This window comes from Mucilaginibacter sp. (assembly GCF_039207105.1).
In the GTDB taxonomy this organism is placed as follows: domain Bacteria; phylum Bacteroidota; class Bacteroidia; order Sphingobacteriales; family Sphingobacteriaceae; genus Mucilaginibacter.
This window is the reverse complement of record NZ_JBCECK010000099.1, coordinates 1-19,684: the sequence shown is the minus strand read 5'-3', so window position 1 is coordinate 19,684 and position 19,684 is coordinate 1. Positions and strand designations below refer to the sequence as shown.

General features: G+C 40.5%; 13 protein-coding genes. 10 read left to right on the top strand and 3 right to left on the bottom strand.

Annotation, left to right across the window (positions count from 1 at the left end):
* Positions 1 to 75: 75 nt before the first annotated feature.
* From AAGC65_RS17765 to AAGC65_RS17755, 3 genes are all read right to left on the bottom strand, one after another.
* On the bottom strand, positions 76 to 3,417 hold the full coding sequence (locus AAGC65_RS17765) for a TonB-dependent receptor (RefSeq protein ID WP_343113805.1): 3,342 nt from the start codon (positions 3,415 to 3,417) through the stop codon (positions 76 to 78).
* A gap of 350 nt (positions 3,418 to 3,767) precedes the next feature.
* On the bottom strand, positions 3,768 to 4,925 hold the full coding sequence (locus AAGC65_RS17760) for a hypothetical protein (RefSeq protein ID WP_343113804.1): 1,158 nt from the start codon (positions 4,923 to 4,925) through the stop codon (positions 3,768 to 3,770).
* A 23-nt stretch (positions 4,926 to 4,948) separates the two neighbouring features.
* Positions 4,949 to 7,612 (bottom strand): TonB-dependent receptor, encoded by a 2,664-nt coding sequence (locus tag AAGC65_RS17755; protein WP_343113803.1) that lies wholly within the window; start codon positions 7,610 to 7,612, stop codon positions 4,949 to 4,951.
* 360 nt (positions 7,613 to 7,972) lie between these two features.
* Between AAGC65_RS17755 and lpdA the strand changes: the two genes are divergently transcribed.
* The 10 genes from lpdA to smc all read left to right on the top strand — a co-directional run.
* Positions 7,973 to 9,358, top strand: a complete 1,386-nt coding sequence (gene lpdA, locus AAGC65_RS17750) for a dihydrolipoyl dehydrogenase (RefSeq protein ID WP_343113802.1) — start codon at positions 7,973 to 7,975, stop codon at positions 9,356 to 9,358.
* Between the two features lie 145 nt (positions 9,359 to 9,503).
* Entirely contained in the window at positions 9,504 to 10,334 is an 831-nt protein-coding gene (locus AAGC65_RS17745) for an MBL fold metallo-hydrolase (protein ID WP_343113801.1), read from the top strand.
* A 237-nt stretch (positions 10,335 to 10,571) separates the two neighbouring features.
* Positions 10,572 to 11,432 (top strand): RNA polymerase sigma factor RpoD/SigA, encoded by an 861-nt coding sequence (locus AAGC65_RS17740; protein WP_090466905.1) that lies wholly within the window; start codon positions 10,572 to 10,574, stop codon positions 11,430 to 11,432.
* 174 nt (positions 11,433 to 11,606) lie between these two features.
* A complete protein-coding gene (locus tag AAGC65_RS17735) occupies positions 11,607 to 12,440 on the top strand; it encodes an SDR family oxidoreductase (RefSeq protein WP_343113800.1) in 834 nt (277 codons plus the stop codon).
* A 58-nt stretch (positions 12,441 to 12,498) separates the two neighbouring features.
* Positions 12,499 to 13,305, top strand: a complete 807-nt coding sequence (locus AAGC65_RS17730) for an AraC family transcriptional regulator (RefSeq protein ID WP_343113799.1) — start codon at positions 12,499 to 12,501, stop codon at positions 13,303 to 13,305.
* Between the two features lie 48 nt (positions 13,306 to 13,353).
* Complete coding sequence (gene nfi / locus AAGC65_RS17725) at positions 13,354 to 14,058, top strand: deoxyribonuclease V (RefSeq protein ID WP_343113798.1); 705 nt, start codon at positions 13,354 to 13,356, stop codon at positions 14,056 to 14,058.
* Positions 14,059 to 14,151: 93 nt separating this feature from the next.
* Positions 14,152 to 14,418, top strand: a complete 267-nt coding sequence (locus AAGC65_RS17720; protein WP_343113797.1) for a hypothetical protein — start codon at positions 14,152 to 14,154, stop codon at positions 14,416 to 14,418.
* Positions 14,393 to 15,058, top strand: a complete 666-nt coding sequence (locus AAGC65_RS17715; protein ID WP_343113796.1) for an ATP-binding cassette domain-containing protein — start codon at positions 14,393 to 14,395, stop codon at positions 15,056 to 15,058. Before AAGC65_RS17720 ends, AAGC65_RS17715 begins: the two co-directional genes overlap by 26 nt.
* A 101-nt stretch (positions 15,059 to 15,159) precedes the next feature.
* Positions 15,160 to 15,951 (top strand): PhzF family phenazine biosynthesis protein, encoded by a 792-nt coding sequence (locus tag AAGC65_RS17710; RefSeq protein WP_343113795.1) that lies wholly within the window; start codon positions 15,160 to 15,162, stop codon positions 15,949 to 15,951.
* A 354-nt stretch (positions 15,952 to 16,305) separates the two neighbouring features.
* A partial coding sequence (smc, locus tag AAGC65_RS17705; RefSeq protein WP_343113794.1) for a chromosome segregation protein SMC occupies positions 16,306 to 19,684 on the top strand: 3,379 nt, incomplete at its 3' end.

Below are 19,684 nucleotides of genomic sequence, written 5' to 3'. Positions count from 1 at the left end.
TAAAGGATAAAGGATAAAAAAATAGCGGTGATTTCATCACCGCTATTTTTTTATCCTTTGTTTCAGGAGTATGGATTAGTTAAATATATATCTAACACCAATTTGTGCCTGGAAACGTGAGAACTGACTGATATCTGTTTTGTATGAAGTAGTAACAGGTACCAGGTTGTTAGCATCAAGATAAGGGAATGAATAAGTGGCTCTACCTGTTTGATCTTTACCCATGTACCTCAACACAGTGGTTGCACCATTATTGAACCCGCTGTATGATACCTGGTATAGACCCCAGTTACGGTTTAACAGGTTGGTAAAGTTAATCACATCAAAAGTAACTTCTAAAGTGTTTTTCACTTTACCGCTTTTGATGAAGAAATCCTGAGCGAAGTGTAAGTCAACACGTTTGTAGGTAGGCAATATAGCGCCATTTCTTTGAGCGTACTCACCTCTATGCTGGCTTAAGTATGGATCCTGGCTAATAAAGTTATTTAACTGAGTCCATATTTGACCTGTTGTACGTGGATCTACCGTACCGTTTGCAGCATTAGGAGCTTTAACTAAAATAAGGTCATTCTGGCTTTTTGGAATGTACATTAAATCGTTAGTAGCACCATCATTATTAGGGTCATTGGCAGTGATATATGATATAGCTCCATTATTAGCAGCTTCAAATACTAAACCTACAGTAGTTGCCAGGTTTTTAGCATACTGTTTACGGTATGATACGGTTGCGATAACACGGTTAGGCTGTACGTATGAGCTGTTTGACAGGTTATCGGCATTTGGATTACCGGCAACATAACGAGTGTTCCAGATGGTTGCAGCTGTTGAACCGCCATCATTAACATCTTTTGATTTGGTGTATGTGTAAGCTACACTTGCAGCAAAACCATTGCTAAAGCTTTTTTGTAACTGACCTGTCATGAAATAAGAGAAACCTTTACTTGTATTTCTCATGTAATACAAACCGGTAATAGACGGATTTTGTGCAGTAGCTGCAGCAGCTGCCGGAGTTGTATTTTTAGAATCGTATTGTATTTGACCTTCAACACCAGGAAGTGTTGTAAAGCCATCAGATAATACTAAGTTCTGGTGATAAATAGCACGGATATCTTTAGTGTATGCACCTTCAATAGTACCGATGATACCACCAGGTAATCTTTGGTCGATAGCTAAGTTCGTTCTCCAGATTTTTGGATATTTCAGATTCGGATCAGCAACGTCCAACTCATAAGAAGTATTTGCTGCCGCGTTTGTTGGGCGGTTAGCATTAACATCTTTGTTGAATATTAACTGCGGATTGTTAGGGTCATTAGCCTTTGTAATGGTACGTGAACCAAATAACAAACCATTGTTTGATGCCTGGTTAGATATCCATACAAATGGTACAGAACCTGTAAATAAGCCAGAGCCACCACGGATCTGAGTTGACTGATCGCCATTAACATCCCAGTTAAAACCTATACGAGGTGAAAGCTGTATCCTATTTTTAGGCAATTTTGAAACATCAACATGTGTACCACCCTGGAAAGTTAAGGCAGCAGCATTATCATTTGCAGCTAAAGAAGTTGGGAAAACATTATAATCGGCTCTCAAACCATAAGTTAATCTGAAGTTATCAGTAACATGGTATTTATCCTGTACATAAACGCTGTAAATAGACGCTTTGATCTTAGCTAAAGGCAAATCGCTACCAACAGCTGAATAACGTAAGGTATAAGCCTGAGCAGGTAAACCATTAATAAAGTCAGATGCCGAGTTATAGGTATATAAACCGTTATAATCAGGAGCAAAACCGTTGGTATAGCTCTGGATCTGGTTACTTGTACCTATGGTGAACTCGTGTTTACCTGAGTATATGGTAAAGTCATCAGCAAACTGCCAGATATTAGTACTTAATAAGTTACCTGCGGTGTACAGTTCAGAGCCAAAGCTGGTTGCTGTTGCACTTGCGGGAGAAGTAACAACACCGTTTGCATCAGACGCACCGTTACCGATATCAACCATTGGTAATGAACCATTACCCAGGAAGTCGCGGAAGTCTCTCAGTGCCGAATAACCTACAGTAAGCTTATTTGACATTGAATTGCTTATACGGCTATTTAACTCAACTATACCAATATTAAAGTTATTGTTGATGGTGTAACCAGAACCTAAGAAAGGTAAAGTGTTAGGACCCGGTGCACGTGTAGTACCATAACCAACAGATGTTATACCATCGCTGTTAGGGATACCTGAGTTACTGGCAGGCTGATCTTTAAATGATTTCAGGTAAAAATACTTAGCACTTAAAGTATTGTTTTTATCAATATTCCAATCTAATTTGGCTGTTAACTTATTACTTGAAGTATTGTAAACATAGTTTTCATAAGCTCCGGGGTCATAACCGTAGCTTGCCAATTTAGCTTTAATAGCATCTAATGTACTGGCTTGAACGTTTGAAACGTTAGAACCGCTTAAACCCGGACGACCGGCAACATAAGCAGTTGCTGGTGGTTGGCTTATTCTTTCCTGCTCACCTGATACGAATAAGAACAATTTATTTTTAATGATAGGGCCACCTACAGCAACACCATCAGTATGGTAATCAAAGGGAGTGATTTGAACGTTGGTTGTACCTGCGTGGTAACCGGTTAACCTTACACCACGACCATAATAATAAGCAGTACCCTTAACTTCGTTAGTACCTGATTTTACCACGGTATTAACACCAGCACCGGTAAAGTTACCCTGACGTACGTCATAAGGCGCTATATCAACTTGTATCTGGTCAATCGCGTCTAATGAAATTGGCTGTGAACTTGCCTGGCCACCCAAAGTACTTGATAAACCAAATGAGTTATTGAATAACGCACCATCAACAGTTACGTTATTGTAAGCACCGCTACGGCCACCAAAACTGTTAAAAGTACCGGTTGAGTTTGCAGATGGAGTTAATTTGGTAAAATCCTGTAATGAACGGGCAACTGTTGGCAAATTTTCAATTTGCTGACGGTTAACGGTTTCGCGTGCACCAGTACGTGACGAGTTGATTACCTTACCTTGTGAACCTGTTACCACAACCTCGTTTAGTGAAGTAGTATTATCAGCCAACTGGGCATTGATCTTTTGATCCTGGCCAATGGTAAGCGTAATACCTTCCTGAATAAAGTTTTTGTAACCAATAAAGCTTACTTTGAAAGTATATGGCCCCCCTACCCTTAGGTTAGGGATGTTATAGCGGCCATCTGCACGGCTTACTGTAGAGTACACAGTTCCCGTAGGCATGTGTGTAATAGTTACCGTTGCTCCAGGTATCGCGCCTTTTGTATCGGCTACAATACCGTTTACGCTGGCGGTAGTTACACCCTGCGCAAAGGTGTTCCTGCTAAGGAACGTAAAAATGGTTAATAATAATAAAAGAAGTAAAGGCTTCCTCATAAATTGCTTTTTTAATTATACTTATATTAATTGGTGCAAAGATAATTAATAGAAAAATCACCAATGTTAAGTTAATATTAACAATAATTGGGTATTTTTCAACAACTTAACATACCCTAACCCGCTTAAAAACAATAACTTTTCAAATCTAACTCTTATTAATAAAACCGATTTAGCACGTAAAGCTTCATGATAAATGAATGTGCAGATCTATAAAAGCATGATATATATAATATTGAATTAATGTTATATATTAAAGTTGTCGTTAGCAAATCATACACAATTCAACCTATATAAAAGCAAAAGAACCGGCGATGCCGGTTCTTTTGCTTTTATATAGGTTGTTAAAATTACTTTACAACTACAAATGTAGTACCGTTGTACTGGAACGTTTGCGAAGCAGTATTACCAGAACCACCAAAAATAGAATAAGTTACTATGAACTTTTGATTAGCAACAGCCGTTGTAAATTTAGCTTTCAATACTACAACGATACCAGCAGCTATCTGATCATTAGTCCACGCTGTAGCCCCTGATACACTAAAATTACCATGTTGCTGAAGGTTGAGTATTGCCGCATCGCTGGCAATATTAGGGATATTGCCTATGGTAGTGTAATCGGCAGCAACTAACGAATAACTTACCGTATTATCGGCAATCCACGTACCATTTGTTCTAACAAATGCTAATGATTGCGGTAACGAGGTAGTTGTCCAGTTATTACCATCAAATGTTAATGGCATTACACGCTGAAAGGTACCTCCGCCAAAATACTTATAGCTAATATACTGAACATCGCCGGCTTTAGCAGTTGCAGCAATAGCAGGATCTGCCTTTAAAAAAGTATTAAAATAGGCAGGTAACAAAGGTACATCTCCTGAGGCAAAATCATTATTAGTTCCACCTTTTCCAATCGATGTATATTGAGCCGGCGAAATGGTATATATTTTTTTCCATACTCCGTTTAGGTATAAAAATGATTGCGTAGCAGTAGCCGTTGAACCGCTTTCAAAATATATGAAAGTTAATACAGCTAACTGGTTGGCAACAGGGTTAGGATATTTCAAAGGCAACCACTGAAGTATTTGCGTCGCGCTAAAGTCGATAAATTTGTTACCCGGTATTAATGTATAATCTGTTGGGTTTACAAGTGTGTAAGCCACATTCGCAAATGTAGAATCGGCAAGTTTAACGCTAAGCGGAGGTGTTGCGTAAGTTACCGTAGCGCTTGATTTATCAGCATAGTTTGGATAATTAGCACTCAATACAATCGGAATACTTGCTGCAGCATCATCCTTGGTTTTAAAGTTCAAAGATGTTTTAGCATAGTTACCAGTAGGTAATTTCCCATAATCAGCCGCCGCCAATGTAACGTTAAATGTTTGAGGCTTACCGTTTGGTGTAGGTACCGGCCCGATAGCATCATAAGTATCATTCATTGGATGGCAGGCGCTCAATGCTGTAGCGATGGCTGCAATGCCAAGAATGTTCATTAATATTTTTTTCATATAATATATCTTTTTAAAGACGATTAAAAGTTGATTTTAAAGGTAGACATGTACGTTCTTGGCGCACCGTACCAAACACCCATATTATTTGTGCGGGTTACAAAGTTATAACCGCTTGCAGTTGTTGGTATTGAAGTTTCAAAGGCATCGGCAACATAAGTGGTGTTAAACAAATTATACACGTTACCGATCAAAGCAGCGTCAAGGCCAGCAAATTTAAAGCGATAAACAATGTTCAGATCAACTGTAGAGAAGTTAGGCAGTTGATAATTTGTATAAGGAACTCCGGCCTGTTGTTGCTGCGACATGGTCAGTTTTGATGGATCAAATGACGCGTAATAACGGCCATAGTAGTTATAATTTGCACCAATCTTAACTTGTTTAAACACTTGTATATCCAAACCTAAAGCAGCTGTAGTTTGCGCGCTGGTATTTGAAGTACCAAATTCACCTACTTTTAAACCTTTAAGCAGCAAATTACTTGAGTTAGAGGTTGCTCCGTTATCGCTTGTTACCTGTGATGGGCCAGAATTGCTTGTGTAGTGAAAATCTCCTATAGATAAACTACCGCTCAGGGTAACATCTTTTATTGGACGTAGCTTCGCATCAACTTCAATGCCCTGGTGCAGTTCATTTATACCTGTAGTATTAACTACGCTGATCACACCTGTTGTTTGGTCAACAAAGCTACTTGTTTTGGCCCTATTGTTATAACTTGATCTGTATAAGTTAATATTAGCACTAAATATAGAGCTTCTGTAACCATAACCTAATTCATAGCTCGTTAATTTTTCCGGCTTAGCATCTGGATTAAGGTCATTTTTTTTATTCAGAAAAATATTAGCTACTAACGGAGACCTTTGTATAAAACCAACATTGGCGAATATGTTATTATGGCTATCAAGGTTGTAGTTAGCTCCACCCTTTGCCTGATAACCTAAAAAATTAACCCATTTACTGGTCCGGTCGGGATCGTTATTCAGATAATTAAAATAATCAACTCTCCTGTTACTGGTGTTGTTTCCGGCAAGGCTTGCAAAAGCCGAAAGGTCGTTTTTATTATACTCAGCCTGTAAGTAGACACCTTCCTGGGCTATTTCATATCTGTAATCATTATTAAATTTTCCACCAAAACCTATATGGGCATTAGGGTTATTAATATTTCCTGTGGGGCTTGTAAGGCTCTGAGTTGGGGTACTTCTTGTATCTACGATATAAGATCCTCCGAAAAGGTTATCAACCTGATTATAGTGTTCACCCTCGTAATATCTACCGTCAATACCTGCTAACAGATCAATATTACCAATTTTCTTTTTGTAAGAGCTTAATATACCATATTGTTTATGATCGTTCACACTATTTTGAAAATACGTACTTGCAGTTCCATCTGCGTTGGCCAGGTTAGTTTTCGTAATAGCATTAAAATCAATAGGTGAATAGGCATCGCCTGTTCTTGGTACAGCATTTGAAGGGGCACCCGGCGTTAGCCCAATATTTGTACCCCCAAAATAGCGGGCGGCACCTGTTCCGTATGAAGCATACACTACGGTTGACAATGATGAAGTTTCATTAATTTGCCAGTTATGGTTTATAGAAGCCAAAGGCTTGTTATAATAATTTTGTTCGGCGCTTAATAGTTGTCCGTTTAGATAACCATAATCAGAGTTATACCTGATGCCCAACGGATTTGCCCTGTAAGTATTGATAGTATTAAAGGTATAGCGCTGTCCATGATTTTGAGTAGCGCCCATGATGTTGAACGATAAGGTTTGCGATTTACTCAATACTTTTGAAATATTGGCAAAATAGCTATAACCGGTATAATATAAGCCTGGTGCATAACCGTCGCCTGTACTTCTTGAAAGCAGGAAAGATGTTGCCCAACCTTTTTCATTTAAACCCGTTGCATATGACACTAAGGTTTTAAAAGTGTTGAATGTACCTATTGATTGTGATACGGTTCCGCCTTCTTGCAATTCGGTACTTCTGGTAGTAATGTTAATAGTACCACCTAATGAAGGCACTGCTACTTTTGATGCACCTAAACCGCGTTGAACCTGCATAGATGCGGTAACATCAGCAAGACCGGCCCAGTCGTTCCAGTAAATTTTACCGGCCTCAACATCATTAACCGGGATACCATTGATCAGTAAGGCAACGTTATTGCTGCTAAAACCACGGATATTGATCCTGGAATCGCCGTAACCGCCGCCGCCTTTTGAGGTCATTACACCCGGAACAGCCTTTAACAGCTCCGGAAACTCAGCGCCGGCACCTTTTTCCTCAATGTAAACCTTGCCTACTGATGAAGCAGCAATAGGTGTTTGCCTATCAATAGCTAATGATGAGTTAGCTGTAACCACAACCTCCTTTACTGAAGCCGAGGTTGGATCTAATGTAACCACTCCAAGATTTGATTTTGAAGCTTCCAGTTCCTTTGATACATAACCGATGTAAGAAAACACCAAGGTTGTAGTTCCTTCTGCGGGAACTTTAATTTTAAAACCACCATCTAATGCTACAGAAGCTGCTTTGGTAGTTCCTTTAATGGTAACTGTGGCGCCTATTAATGGCTCCTTTGTTTGAGCATCTAACAGTTTACCTGTAATTTGCTTTTCGCCGTTTTGTGCAAATACTGAGCACATCGCTAAAACGGAAAAGAATAGAGAGAGTAAATATCTCCTCATATTTTTACTTGTTTAAATAATAAAATAAATAATTAATTGCGACAAATATAATTGCCCTCAATATTTCAGATATTAAATTAATATTAATAAACAAGGGTATTTATACACATTATTGTAACAATAATATATACTTACACAAACAACAGATTTTATAAATAAGGTATGCCATACCGGCCAATTGGCATACAATTGTAAATACCATAATGTGCACTGGGGTTAAGCACATGTTCCATTTTCTCGTTTCGCCCCTTTTACTTAGCTTTGGGCCATTAAAATTAACGCCTGTGTAAAAAACATGGGGGTAGCTTTAATCCGTACTAAGCAAAGTTTTTAAATTATAAAAGTATTATCATTAAGAATATGGATTACGATTTAATTGTTATAGGTTCAGGCCCAGGGGGATACGTTGCAGCTATCCGCGCTTCCCAACTCGGTTTAAAAACTGCCATTGTTGAAAAAGAATCATTAGGCGGTATTTGCCTTAACTGGGGCTGTATCCCTACCAAAGCCTTATTAAAAAGCGCGCAGGTATTTGAATACCTTAATCACGCTGCCGATTACGGTGTAAACGCCACAGGCGACATTAATTTTGAAAGCGTTATTAAAAGGAGCCGTGGCGTAGCCGATGGCATGAGCAAAGGCGTTCAGTTTTTAATGAAGAAAAACAAGATCGATGTTGTAGTTGGTTTTGGCAAATTAAAATCAAAAGGTGTTGTTGAAGTAAAAGGCAACGATGGCACAACTAAACAGATCACAGCGAAACATATTATACTGGCCACAGGCGGCCGCTCACGCGAATTACCAAACCTTAAACAGGATGGCAAAAAAGTGATCGGATACCGTGAAGCCATGATATTACCAAAACAACCTAAATCAATGGTTGTGGTTGGTTCTGGCGCTATAGGTATTGAGTTTGCTTATTTCTACAATGCCATTGGCACTAAGGTTACTGTTGTAGAGTACCTGGATAACATTGTGCCTTTAGAAGACGAAGAGGTTTCAAAAAACTTGCAGCGCATCCTGAAAAAACAAGGGCTTAATATTTTAACAGGCTCCAATGTTGAATCTGTTGATACCAGCGGCGAGCTTTGCAAAGTAAACGTAAAAACAGCTACCGGTGTTGAAGTATTGGAAGCTGAGATAGTTTTATCAGCCGTAGGTATATCAACCAATATTGAAGGCATTGGCCTGGAAGAAAACGGTGTAAAAACTGATAAAGGCAAAGTATTGGTTGATGACTTTTACCGTACTAATGTGGAAGGCGTATATGCCATTGGCGATATTGTTCAAGGACAGGCACTGGCCCACGTAGCATCTGCCGAAGGTATCATTTGTGTTGAGAAAATAGCAGGCCATAATCCTGAACCTTTAAATTATAATAATATTCCGGGCTGTACTTATTGCTCACCTGAGGTTGCATCAGTAGGCTATACCGAAAAAGCAGCTAAAGAAGCCGGATATGAAATTAAAGTTGGTAAATTCCCATTCTCCGCATCGGGCAAGGCAAGTGCTGCCGGCGCTAAAGATGGCTTTGTAAAAGTGATATTTGATGCCAAGTATGGCGAGTTCCTGGGTGCACATATGCTGGGCTATAACGTTACCGAATTGATTGCCGAAGTAGTTACCGCCCGCAAGCTGGAAGCTACCGGCCACGAGATCATCAAATCGGTACACCCTCACCCTACCATGAGCGAGGCCGTGATGGAAGCCGCAGCTGCCGCTTACGACGAAGTAATACACTTGTAAGTCAAAAGTCAAAAACTCTTATCCAAGCAGATAAGGAAAATAAATTTCAAAGACCGATAGTATTTCACTATCGGTCTTTTCTTTTTTTATTTAATATTACATCAGAAAGCTTTTTTTGACTTTTTAATTTAAATTTTGACTTATCATGAATCTTTATACAATAGATACCGGCTTTTTTAAATTAGATGGAGGTGCCATGTTTGGCGTTGTACCCAAAACCATCTGGAGCAAGACCAACCCTGCTGATGAAAACAATATGTGTACCTGGGCCATGCGCTGCCTGCTGGTTGAAGATGGCAACAGGCTCATATTAATTGATACAGGCATAGGCAATAAACAGGATCAAAAGTTTTTCAGCTATTATTATTTGCATGGCAACGCTACATTAGATAGCTCATTCGCTACCCTCGGTTTCCACCGCGATGATATTACCGATGTTTTTTTAACCCACCTGCATTTTGATCACGTAGGTGGCGCGGTAACCAGGAATGGCGATAATCTTACTCCCACTTTTAAAAATGCCACTTACTGGAGCAATCAACAGCACTGGGATTGGGCGGTAAATCCTAACGACCGCGAAAAGGCGTCATTTTTAAAAGAAAATATATTACCTATACAACAAAGCGGCCAGCTGAAGTTTATTGAGGGCTCCGAATTTGGCAATAACTTTAATGTAAAGTATGTTTATGGCCATACAGATGCCATGATGCTGCCGGTTATTAATTATAAAAATAAAAGCATTATTTATATGGCCGATCTGCTGCCATCCACAGGTCACCTGCCATTGCCCTATGTAATGGCTTATGACATGTTCCCGATGAAAACGCTGGCCGAAAAAAAACAATTTTTAAACGAGGCCGTAGAAAAAGATTATATTTTGTATTTTGAGCACGACCCAATAAATGAGTGTTGTACATTGCAGCAAACAGAGAAGGGTATCAGAGTAAAAGACGTATTTAAATTGAACGAGATTTAGATTGCATTTTACGAAGACAACAAAAATCATACCGCTTGATAGTTTAACCAATTAATTAAGAAAAATAGAACAATTACTTAACACCGCAATTATTAACCACTCAAAATCAACCCATTACACTTGGCCCATATAAGCTATTTTTTTTGAAAATACATTGTACAATTGTAATTTTTTAGAACAATTTTATAACTTTGCACGTTCTGTACTCAATAGAAAGTACGGAAGGTTTATAAATAAATGAGACAACTCAAAATAACGCAATCCATTACCAATCGCGAGTCACAATCGCTGGACAAATATCTTCACGAGATTGGTAAAGTTGATCTGATAACTGCCGAGGAAGAAGTAATATTAGCTCAAAAAATACGCGAAGGTGATCAGGCGGCTTTGGAACGTTTAACCAAAACCAATTTACGCTTTGTGGTTTCTGTTGCCAAACAATACCAAAATCAGGGCTTAACCCTTGGCGATTTAATTAACGAAGGTAACTTAGGCCTGATTAAGGCAGCCAAGCGCTTTGACGAAACTAAAGGCTTTAAATTCATATCATACGCCGTATGGTGGATCCGTCAGTCAATACTTCAAGCTATTGCAGAGCAATCACGTATTGTGCGTTTGCCTTTAAACCAGGTAGGTTCATTAAGCAAGATCAGCAAGGCGTTTTCAAAACTGGAGCAGGAATATGAGCGTGAGCCCTCACCAGAAGAGCTTGCCGATATACTGGAAACTACGGTTGATAAAATTTCGGATACACTGAGTAATTCGGGCCGCCATGTATCAATGGATGCGCCGTTTGTACAGGGCGAAGAAAACACTCTGCTTGATGTACTTGAAAACCAGGAACCCAATACCGACTCGATATTAATTAATGAGTCGTTATCTGAAGAGATCAAACGCTCATTATCAACCTTAACCGAGCGTGAACGCGAAATCATTGTGTTATTCTTCGGTTTGGGCACCAACCATCCGCTTTCATTAGAAGAGATCGGCGAAAAATTCAACCTTACCCGTGAGCGTGTACGCCAGATCAAAGACAAGGCCCTGCAACGCCTGCGTCATACATCCAGAAGCAAAATCCTGAAATCATATTTAGGTTAATCTTAACAAAAACATTTCAAAAAAGCCATTGATTAATTAATCAATGGCTTTTTTGCTTTAACCAGCAATCTGCCTCTGCTTACTGAGCTTTTCAACATATATATTTGAGCTGTTGAACATAATTCCACAAGACTTACTTTCCGAGGTTTGTATCATAAACTCAAATCGAAAAACATGAAGAAAGTAATTTTAATAACCGGCGCCTCATCAGGCATAGGTAAAGAAACCGCTCGATATTTTGCAGCCAAAGGATGGAATGTAATTGCCACCATGCGCAGCCCTGAAAAAGAAACAGAATTAACCAAATTAGATAATGTATTGGTTACTAAACTGGATGTTCAAAATATCGAAAGCATCAAAAGCGCCATTACAGCCGGTATTTCACATTTTGGCCAAATAGATGTACTGGTAAACAATGCGGGCTACGGCCAAATGGGAATTTTTGAAGCTGCTGCAAGGCAGCAAATAGTTAATCAATTTGAGGTGAACGTTTTTGGTGTAATGGATACCATAAAAGCTATACTCCCACACTTTCGCGAACGCGGGAAAGGTATGATCGTGAACATTAGTTCAGGTGCAGGCAAATTCACCCTACCTATGCTATCTATGTATGCGGCCTCAAAATTTGCATTGGAAGGCTTTTCAGAAGCGCTTTCATTTGAGCTTTCGGCCCTTAACATCAAAGTAAAAATAGTAGAACCGGGCGGCACACAAACCAATTTTAATCAGGCAAGTGCCGATGTGTTTGCCCATGATGCCAGCCTTACAGATTACGATCCCTTTTTGGCCGCAGCCGGCAAAATGTTTGATACTATGAAACAGGCATCAATAACCAGCATTGAGGTTGCTGAAGTAATTTACAAGGCCATAACTGATGGTACCGATACTTTAAGATACGCTATAGGCAACGCGGATTTTAATCAACGCATGAACGCCCGCCGGCAAATGGAAGACCAGGAATATATCGATTCTATTAAAAACGGCTTTGTTAAATATTTGCAACAATAAAATCATTTTGCAGAATAGCCCATTAGGTTTGAGCTATTCTGCTTATTTTTAATACACCATGAGTTCAGATAAAGACAAAGAGCAGCCTATACCCATAGTTCATGCCTGTTATGCTAAGACTAACAACAATAGCGAAAACTTTGTACCACATCATATTTTCAGCTACCAGATATCCGGATCAATGATCGTAAATGATGGTAAGCACGAATATGTTTTTGAGCCTGGCGATTTCAGGTTAAGCAAAAGGAATCAGCTGGCTAAATATGTAAAAGTACCGCCCCCAAACGGCGAATTTAAAACTATTGCCATTTATTTTGATCAGCAAACATTAAGGGAGTTTAGCGCGACCTATGGCTATAAGGCCGAAAAAAGAGACGATACCCCCGGCTTTATAAATCTCCCCAACAGTAGTATTTATAAAAACTTTGTAGAATCTTTGCTGCCTTATCTTGCAGCCGATCAGTTTCGTGATAAAGAGTTATTGGCCCTAAAGATAAAAGAAGCGCTCTTGATCCTGCTCCGTGTAAATCCAGAGCTGAAAGACGTGTTGTTTGATTTTAGTGAACCCGGCAAAATTGACTTGGAGGGCTTTATGCAAAAAAACTTCCATTTTAAAGTTGGCCTCAATCGTTTCGCCTACCTCACAGGCCGCAGCCTGGCTACTTTTAAACGCGATTTTCAGAAGATCTTTAAAACATCGCCAAGTCGCTGGTTGGTACAGCGCAGATTGCAGGAAGCTCACTATCTGATCAAAGAACAGGGTAAACGCCCGTCTGAAATATACTTTGAACTTGGTTTTGAAGATTTTTCGCACTTCACGTATGCTTTCAGGCAGGCATATGGCGCCGCGCCTACCAAAATATAAACGCTGTACAAACAAAACAAGCAATTACGCCCAGGCGTTTACTATACCATGCAGCCATCCGATTATGAAAAGCTCACTCCTGCACAAGCCATTGCATACCAGCATGAATTGCGCAGGCAAATAGATATTACACCGCTACAAAAACCTATTGTTACAATCGGCGGTGCCGATATCTCGTTCAATAAATATTCAGAGATCGTGTACGCAGGCATTGTGTTGTTCAGTTATCCCGAGTTAAAGATCATTGGCGAGGCAACGGCTATTAGTAAAACTAAATTCCCTTACATATCCGGCCTGTTGGCTTTTCGCGAGGTACCGGCCCTGCTTGAGGCCTGGGATAAACTGACTGTAAAACCCGATCTGATGGTTTTAGATGGCCAGGGAATAGCACATGAACGCCGGACAGGCATAGCCACTCACTTTGGGCTTATTACCGATACACCAGCCTTAGGTAGCGCTAAAAGCAGGCTTACTGGCCGGTACGATGAACCAGGCAACCATCTCTTTGACCAAAGCCCAATGTACGATAAAGGCGAAATGATAGGCATGGCCTTGCGCAGTAAAAAGAACTGTAACCCAATATATATTTCGCCGGGCCATCGCATCAGCATGGAGCAAAGTGTGGAGGTTATCAAAAACTGCATCCGCGGTTACCGCATACCAGAGCCTACCCGGCAAGCCCACTTATTAGTTAATAAAATCAGAATTGCAGATGGTGATAACAATAATCGACAGATAAATCTGTTTGATTAGCTATCACAGTCATTACTTGAAACGTTTAGGCATCCTTATCTTCCAGTTTTACCGGTTACTTGCGCTATATAATATAGCGTTCACCGTATTGGCATGCTGATCGTGGTTTTTAATGCCGGAACCATTAATTTCGGAGCCATTAATGCCGGAACCTTTTTATTTTCAAAAATAATTGGACTTATATCCGCAGTGATTCTTCATTATTTTTCGGCAAAAGAAAATTATTTTTATTTCCGTAATGCGGGCTACGCCATGTGGCGAATATTTGTTAATGCCTTTGTTATTGATCTTTCTATCTGTATATTATTGATCACCTTATCGCAATTAATACTACATGCAGCCACTTACTTTAAAGGTTGATAGCGTTCGGCTCGAATTTGATGGCAGAACTATTTTGCAGGATATTTACCTGGATTGTAAACAGGGTGAAATTGTGGGTTTACTGGGCAGGAATGGTTGCGGAAAATCATCACTACTGCGCATCATATTTGGCATTTTACAACCCAGCTTTAAACATGTGAGCATTAATAGTCAATACATAGCTACAGGTTATCATCATAACCGGATAGCTTATCTTCCCCAGCATAACTATCTGCCGCATGGCATCAGGACAAAAGAACTGGCAAAAAACTTCATCGACCCACAGTTTTGGGATGAATTTACAGATCTTGATATTTACAAAAACCATTTTAATAAAACTGTTGGCCAGTTATCAGGTGGCGAACTCCGGCAGTTGGAGACCTTAATGATCATTTACAATAAAGCCGATTTTATTTTACTTGATGAGCCATTTACCCATATATCACCTATACAAGCAGATTTGTTTAAACCCATCATCAAAAGGTGTGCGCTGCATAAGGGCTTTATTATTACCGATCATCAATACAGGAACATTATTGACATCAGTGACAGGCTTATACTGATTAGCAATGGCAGTACCAAACATATTAAGTCTGCCCAAGATCTTATTAGCTGGGGCTATGTGAATCACCTTGATTAATTGTCGCCAGAATCTAATATTATTACCTGTTTTTAATTATAGATACGTGAATTTAATATTCACATAATAAAAAGGTATTTTAGCCTATCAGAACATTTTTTATGACCATATCCATATATCAGGCCGACGCATTTACCGATAAACTTTTTGGCGGTAATCCGGCCGCTATTTGTCCACTTACCGAATGGCTTCCCGATGAGGTTATGCAAAAGATTGCCATAGAAAACAACCTGGCCGAAACCGCTTTTTTTGTAAAAACCACTAATGGTTACAAATTACGCTGGTTTACCCCTGAATATGAAATTGACCTTTGTGGCCATGCAACCCTGGCGTCGGCACATATATTATTCACCGAGTTGGGGTTCACCGGAGATACCATCCATTTTGAAACCGTAAAAGCCGGTACCCTTATTGTTAAAAAAGATGGTGATAAATATACGATGGATTTCCCCTCCAGGCCCCCAATACCTATTGAGCGCCCTAACGGGCTGGCCGAAGCTTTTGGCGAGAAAGAACCTATCGCTTTTTTAAGATCAAGGGATTATTTCCTGGTTTACGAAAACGAACAGGACATCAAAGATCTTACTCCTGACTTCCTCGCACTTTCAAAAATGGATACCTTAGGCGTAATTGTTACCGCCCGGGGTGATAATTCTGATTTTGTATCCCGCTTTTTTGCCCCTGGCGCAGGCATCCCTGAAGACCCTGTTACCGGCTCGGCACACTGTAACCTGATACCTTACTGGGCAAAAGCTTTGGGTAAAAACAACCTGCATGCCTACCAGATATCCGCCCGACGCGGCGAACTCTGGTGCGAGCTTAAAGGCGAACGCGTGCTCATGAGCGGCAAAGCGGTTACCTATCTCAAAGGCGAGATCAGGGTGGCATTGTGAGTTTGAGTAGCGAGATTAACTGTCGCAAGTTTAGCGATAGCGTAACTTGTGACGCATCATGAATTAAGCTTTCAGCTTACATAATTTTTAATTTATGGCAAATGGGCTGAAAACTCTTTTCATGCGTAACCACGAGTTACGCTACCTGTGCCTATTGGAATGACAAAACAAAACGTCATTGAGCTACGGTTGCTAACCCTATAAGGAGAAATCATTCATAAAGAAATCATAGCAATCCTTTAATCCCAAAAATCGTGGTTCAGACAAATACAAACCCTCAAAAAAAGTTTAATAAAATCATTTTTTTATAATTACTTTGAAAGTTAGATTTTTTGCAAGGACACAACAAAATAGATGCAGCTTACCAGCTTAGAAATCAAGGGCTTTAAGAGTTTTGGAGATAAGATCACCATTAATTTTAATGAGGGTGTAACTGCTATTGTTGGGCCAAATGGCTGCGGAAAATCAAATGTGGTTGATGCCATCAGGTGGGTTTTGGGTGAACAAAGTACCCGAATGCTGCGCTCGGAGAAGATGGATAACGTTATTTTCAACGGTACCAAAAGCCGTAAATCAGCCAATCTTGCAGAGGTTTCCCTTACTTTTGACAATACCAAGAACGTACTGCCAACTGATTACTCGCAGGTTACCTTAACCCGCAAGCTTTACCGAACCGGCGAGAGCGAATACCGCCTGAACGATGTGCAGTGTCGCCTGAAAGACATTACCGACCTTTTCCTTGATACCGGTATTGGCTCCGACTCCTATTCTATCATCGAGTTGCGAATGATCGACGAGATCATTACCAACAAAGAAGGTTCGCGCCGTAATTTATTTGAGGAAGCGTCTGGTATATCTAAATATAAGCTCCGTAAAAAACAAACTTTTAGTAAGCTTAAGGATACCGAAGCCGATCTGGAACGGGTGGAAGATCTGCTTTTCGAGATAGAAAAGAACTTGAAGACGCTGGAAAACCAGGCCAAAAAAACCGAGCGCTATTATCGTATCAAAGAGCAGTACAAAACGCTCAGCATTATGCTGGCCTCGTTCCGTATTGTGTCTTTCAGTGAATCGTTAAAGAAAATCGAGGAGCAGGAGCAAAAGCAAAAAGCTGAAAAAGGTGGCATTGTAGCTCAGATTGATACTTTAGAGGCTGCCCTGCAACAGCAGAAGCTGGATAGCATTACCAAAGAAAAAAACCTGTCGGTTCAGCAGAAAACTACCAATGAGTTTGTTTCAAAGATCAGAGCTTATGAAAGCGAAAAAAAGATCAAGAACGAACAGCTTAAGTTTCAGCAGGACAAAGAAGCACGTTTAACCGAAGAGTTGGATCGCGACAAAAACCAGCTGAACCACGTACTATACAATATCAAGCGCTTATCAGAAGAAAAAGCGACTGAAGAAGAAAACCTGCAAACTATACAAAGCAAACTAACCGACCTGAAAGAGGCGGTTGATGAGCTCAGGCTGCAGCAAGCATCGGCCCGTAACGAGCTCAATGAGCTTACCGGCATCAATACCCGCCTGCAAAATCAGGCTTATAAGGCTGAAAAGGACATTGATATTTTGCAGATACAGCAGCAGGCCCTGGAGCAGGAAAGCCAGCGCAATATGGAAGATACTACCAACAAAGAGGTAGAGCTTTCGCACTTTAACCAGGTGGTTGCCGAGCTGCAAGCCCGTAAAGAAACGCTTGATGATGAATATCAACTATCGCTTGAGGCCGAAAACAAGCTAAAAGAGCAAATTACTGATACTGACAGCGAGTTAATTACGGTAAAAGATACCATCATTAAAGAAAGCCGCAAGCTTGACGCCAAACAAAACGAATACAACCTGACCAAAAGCATGGTAGATAACCTGGAAGGTTTTCCGGAGTCTATCCGCTTTTTGAAAAAAAACACCGACTGGGCCAAAAATGCTCCGCTATTCAGCGATGTACTTTTTTGCCGCGAGGAGTTCCGTGTAGCTATTGAAAACTACCTGGAACCACTCATGAACCACTACGTGGTTGAAAGCTATGACGAGGCTATAAAGGCTATTAACCTACTGAGCAATGCAGCCAGAGGAAGGGCACACTTTTTCATTTTGGAAAACTACGGTGAAATAAACCCCACCAATCAAGCTTTTGAAAATGCAGGCGCGGTATCTGCCCTGCAAGTGATCGAGGTAGATAAGCGCTACACTAACCTTTGTAATCACCTGTTAAAAAATGTTTACCTGGTTGATGATGATAAAGACCAGCAGATCAACAATGCTCAGCTACCGGATGGTGTAGTGTTAATTGGCAAAAGCGGTAAGTTCAACAAGTCAAAATATACGATGGCCGGTGGTTCGGTGGGCTTATTTGAGGGTAAAAGGATTGGCCGGGCCAAAAATCTGGAAAACCTGGCCAAAGAGATCAAGAATATCGAAAACCTGGTTAACGGACAAAAAAACAAATCAGACGAGCTGCAAAATAAACTGGCTGCCCTGAAAGCATCAACCAAAGCTGCCCAATTAAATGAGCAGCAACAAATGCTGAACCGACTTAATACCGAATTGATCACTGTTAAAACAAGGCAGGAACAGTATCAAACTTTTATTGAAAACAGTCTTAACCGCAAAGAGGATATCGCCCGTAAAATTGCAGGCATCAACGAAGAAATACAAGCCCTGCATCCTTTGCTGGCCGAATTAAAAACACAAAAGCAAATTCAGAACGACCTGCTGGTTGAAAAACAGGCGGCTTTCAATGAGCTGAATGAATATGTATCGGTACAGTCAAACGCTTATAATCAGGAAAATATCCGCTTCCATCAGCAGCAAAATAAGGTATCAGGATTGCTAAAAGATCTGGACTATCGTGATACGCAACAGGAAAGCCTGGAAACCCGCATTAAACAAAATGCCGCCGAGTTTGAAAAGGTAAAAATAGCCATACAAGAAAATCTGAAACAAGCTGACAACTCCGATGAGGGCCTGCTGGAGATGTATGAGCAAAAAGAAAACCTGGAAAAGGCTACCCAACAGGCCGAGCAGGAATATTACCAATGGCGAGCTGTTATTACCGAAAACGAAAATGAGATAACCACCCTTCGTCGTAAAAAGGACAACAGCGAGGTTATTGAGAACGAATTACGGGACGAACGCAACAACCTTAAACTGGAGCTAAACGCCCTGAAAGAGCGCCTTTCTGTGGAGTTTAATATTGATATTGAAGATCTGCCCGAAACTGAAACGCCAACCGAAAGCGAGCATGAGCTGCGCGAAAAGGCCGAGAAGTTCAAAAAACAACTGGATGATTTTGGCGCCATCAACCCGATGGCGGTAGAGGCCTACAATGAAATGAATGAGCGTTATACTTTCATTCAGGCGCAAAAGAAAGATCTGAGCGAAGCTAAGGCCTCGCTGCTGGCCACTATTCAGGAGATTGATGATACGGCTAAAGAGAAATTCATGTCGGCTTTTATTATGGTGCGCGAAAACTTTATTAAAGTTTTCCGCTCGCTGTTCAATGATGAGGACTCCTGTGATCTGGTGCTGAGCGACCCGCAGCGCCCGCTGGAATCAGAGATTGACATTATTGCCAAACCTAAAGGTAAACGCCCGCTATCCATCAACCAGCTATCTGGTGGCGAAAAAACATTGACGGCAACAGCTATCCTGTTTTCGCTTTACCTGCTTAAGCCTGCGCCTTTCTGTATTTTTGATGAGGTTGATGCCCCGCTTGATGATACCAATATTGATAAGT

Bases quoted from the DNA above. Each gene is read 5' to 3' on its own strand.
- AAGC65_RS17765 (WP_343113805.1), bottom strand. From the start codon at position 3,417: ATGAGGAAGCCTTTACTTCTTTTATTATTATTAACCATTTTTACGTTC.
- AAGC65_RS17760 (WP_343113804.1), bottom strand. From the start codon at position 4,925: ATGAAAAAAATATTAATGAACATTCTTGGCATTGCAGCCATCGCTACA.
- AAGC65_RS17755 (WP_343113803.1), bottom strand. From the start codon at position 7,612: ATGAGGAGATATTTACTCTCTCTATTCTTTTCCGTTTTAGCGATGTGC.
- lpdA (WP_343113802.1), top strand. From the start codon at position 7,973: ATGGATTACGATTTAATTGTTATAGGTTCAGGCCCAGGGGGATACGTT.
- AAGC65_RS17745 (WP_343113801.1), top strand. From the start codon at position 9,504: ATGAATCTTTATACAATAGATACCGGCTTTTTTAAATTAGATGGAGGT.
- AAGC65_RS17740 (WP_090466905.1), top strand. From the start codon at position 10,572: ATGAGACAACTCAAAATAACGCAATCCATTACCAATCGCGAGTCACAA.
- AAGC65_RS17735 (WP_343113800.1), top strand. From the start codon at position 11,607: ATGAAGAAAGTAATTTTAATAACCGGCGCCTCATCAGGCATAGGTAAA.
- AAGC65_RS17730 (WP_343113799.1), top strand. From the start codon at position 12,499: ATGAGTTCAGATAAAGACAAAGAGCAGCCTATACCCATAGTTCATGCC.
- nfi (WP_343113798.1), top strand. From the start codon at position 13,354: ATGCAGCCATCCGATTATGAAAAGCTCACTCCTGCACAAGCCATTGCA.
- AAGC65_RS17720 (WP_343113797.1), top strand. From the start codon at position 14,152: ATGCTGATCGTGGTTTTTAATGCCGGAACCATTAATTTCGGAGCCATT.
- AAGC65_RS17715 (WP_343113796.1), top strand. From the start codon at position 14,393: ATGCAGCCACTTACTTTAAAGGTTGATAGCGTTCGGCTCGAATTTGAT.
- AAGC65_RS17710 (WP_343113795.1), top strand. From the start codon at position 15,160: ATGACCATATCCATATATCAGGCCGACGCATTTACCGATAAACTTTTT.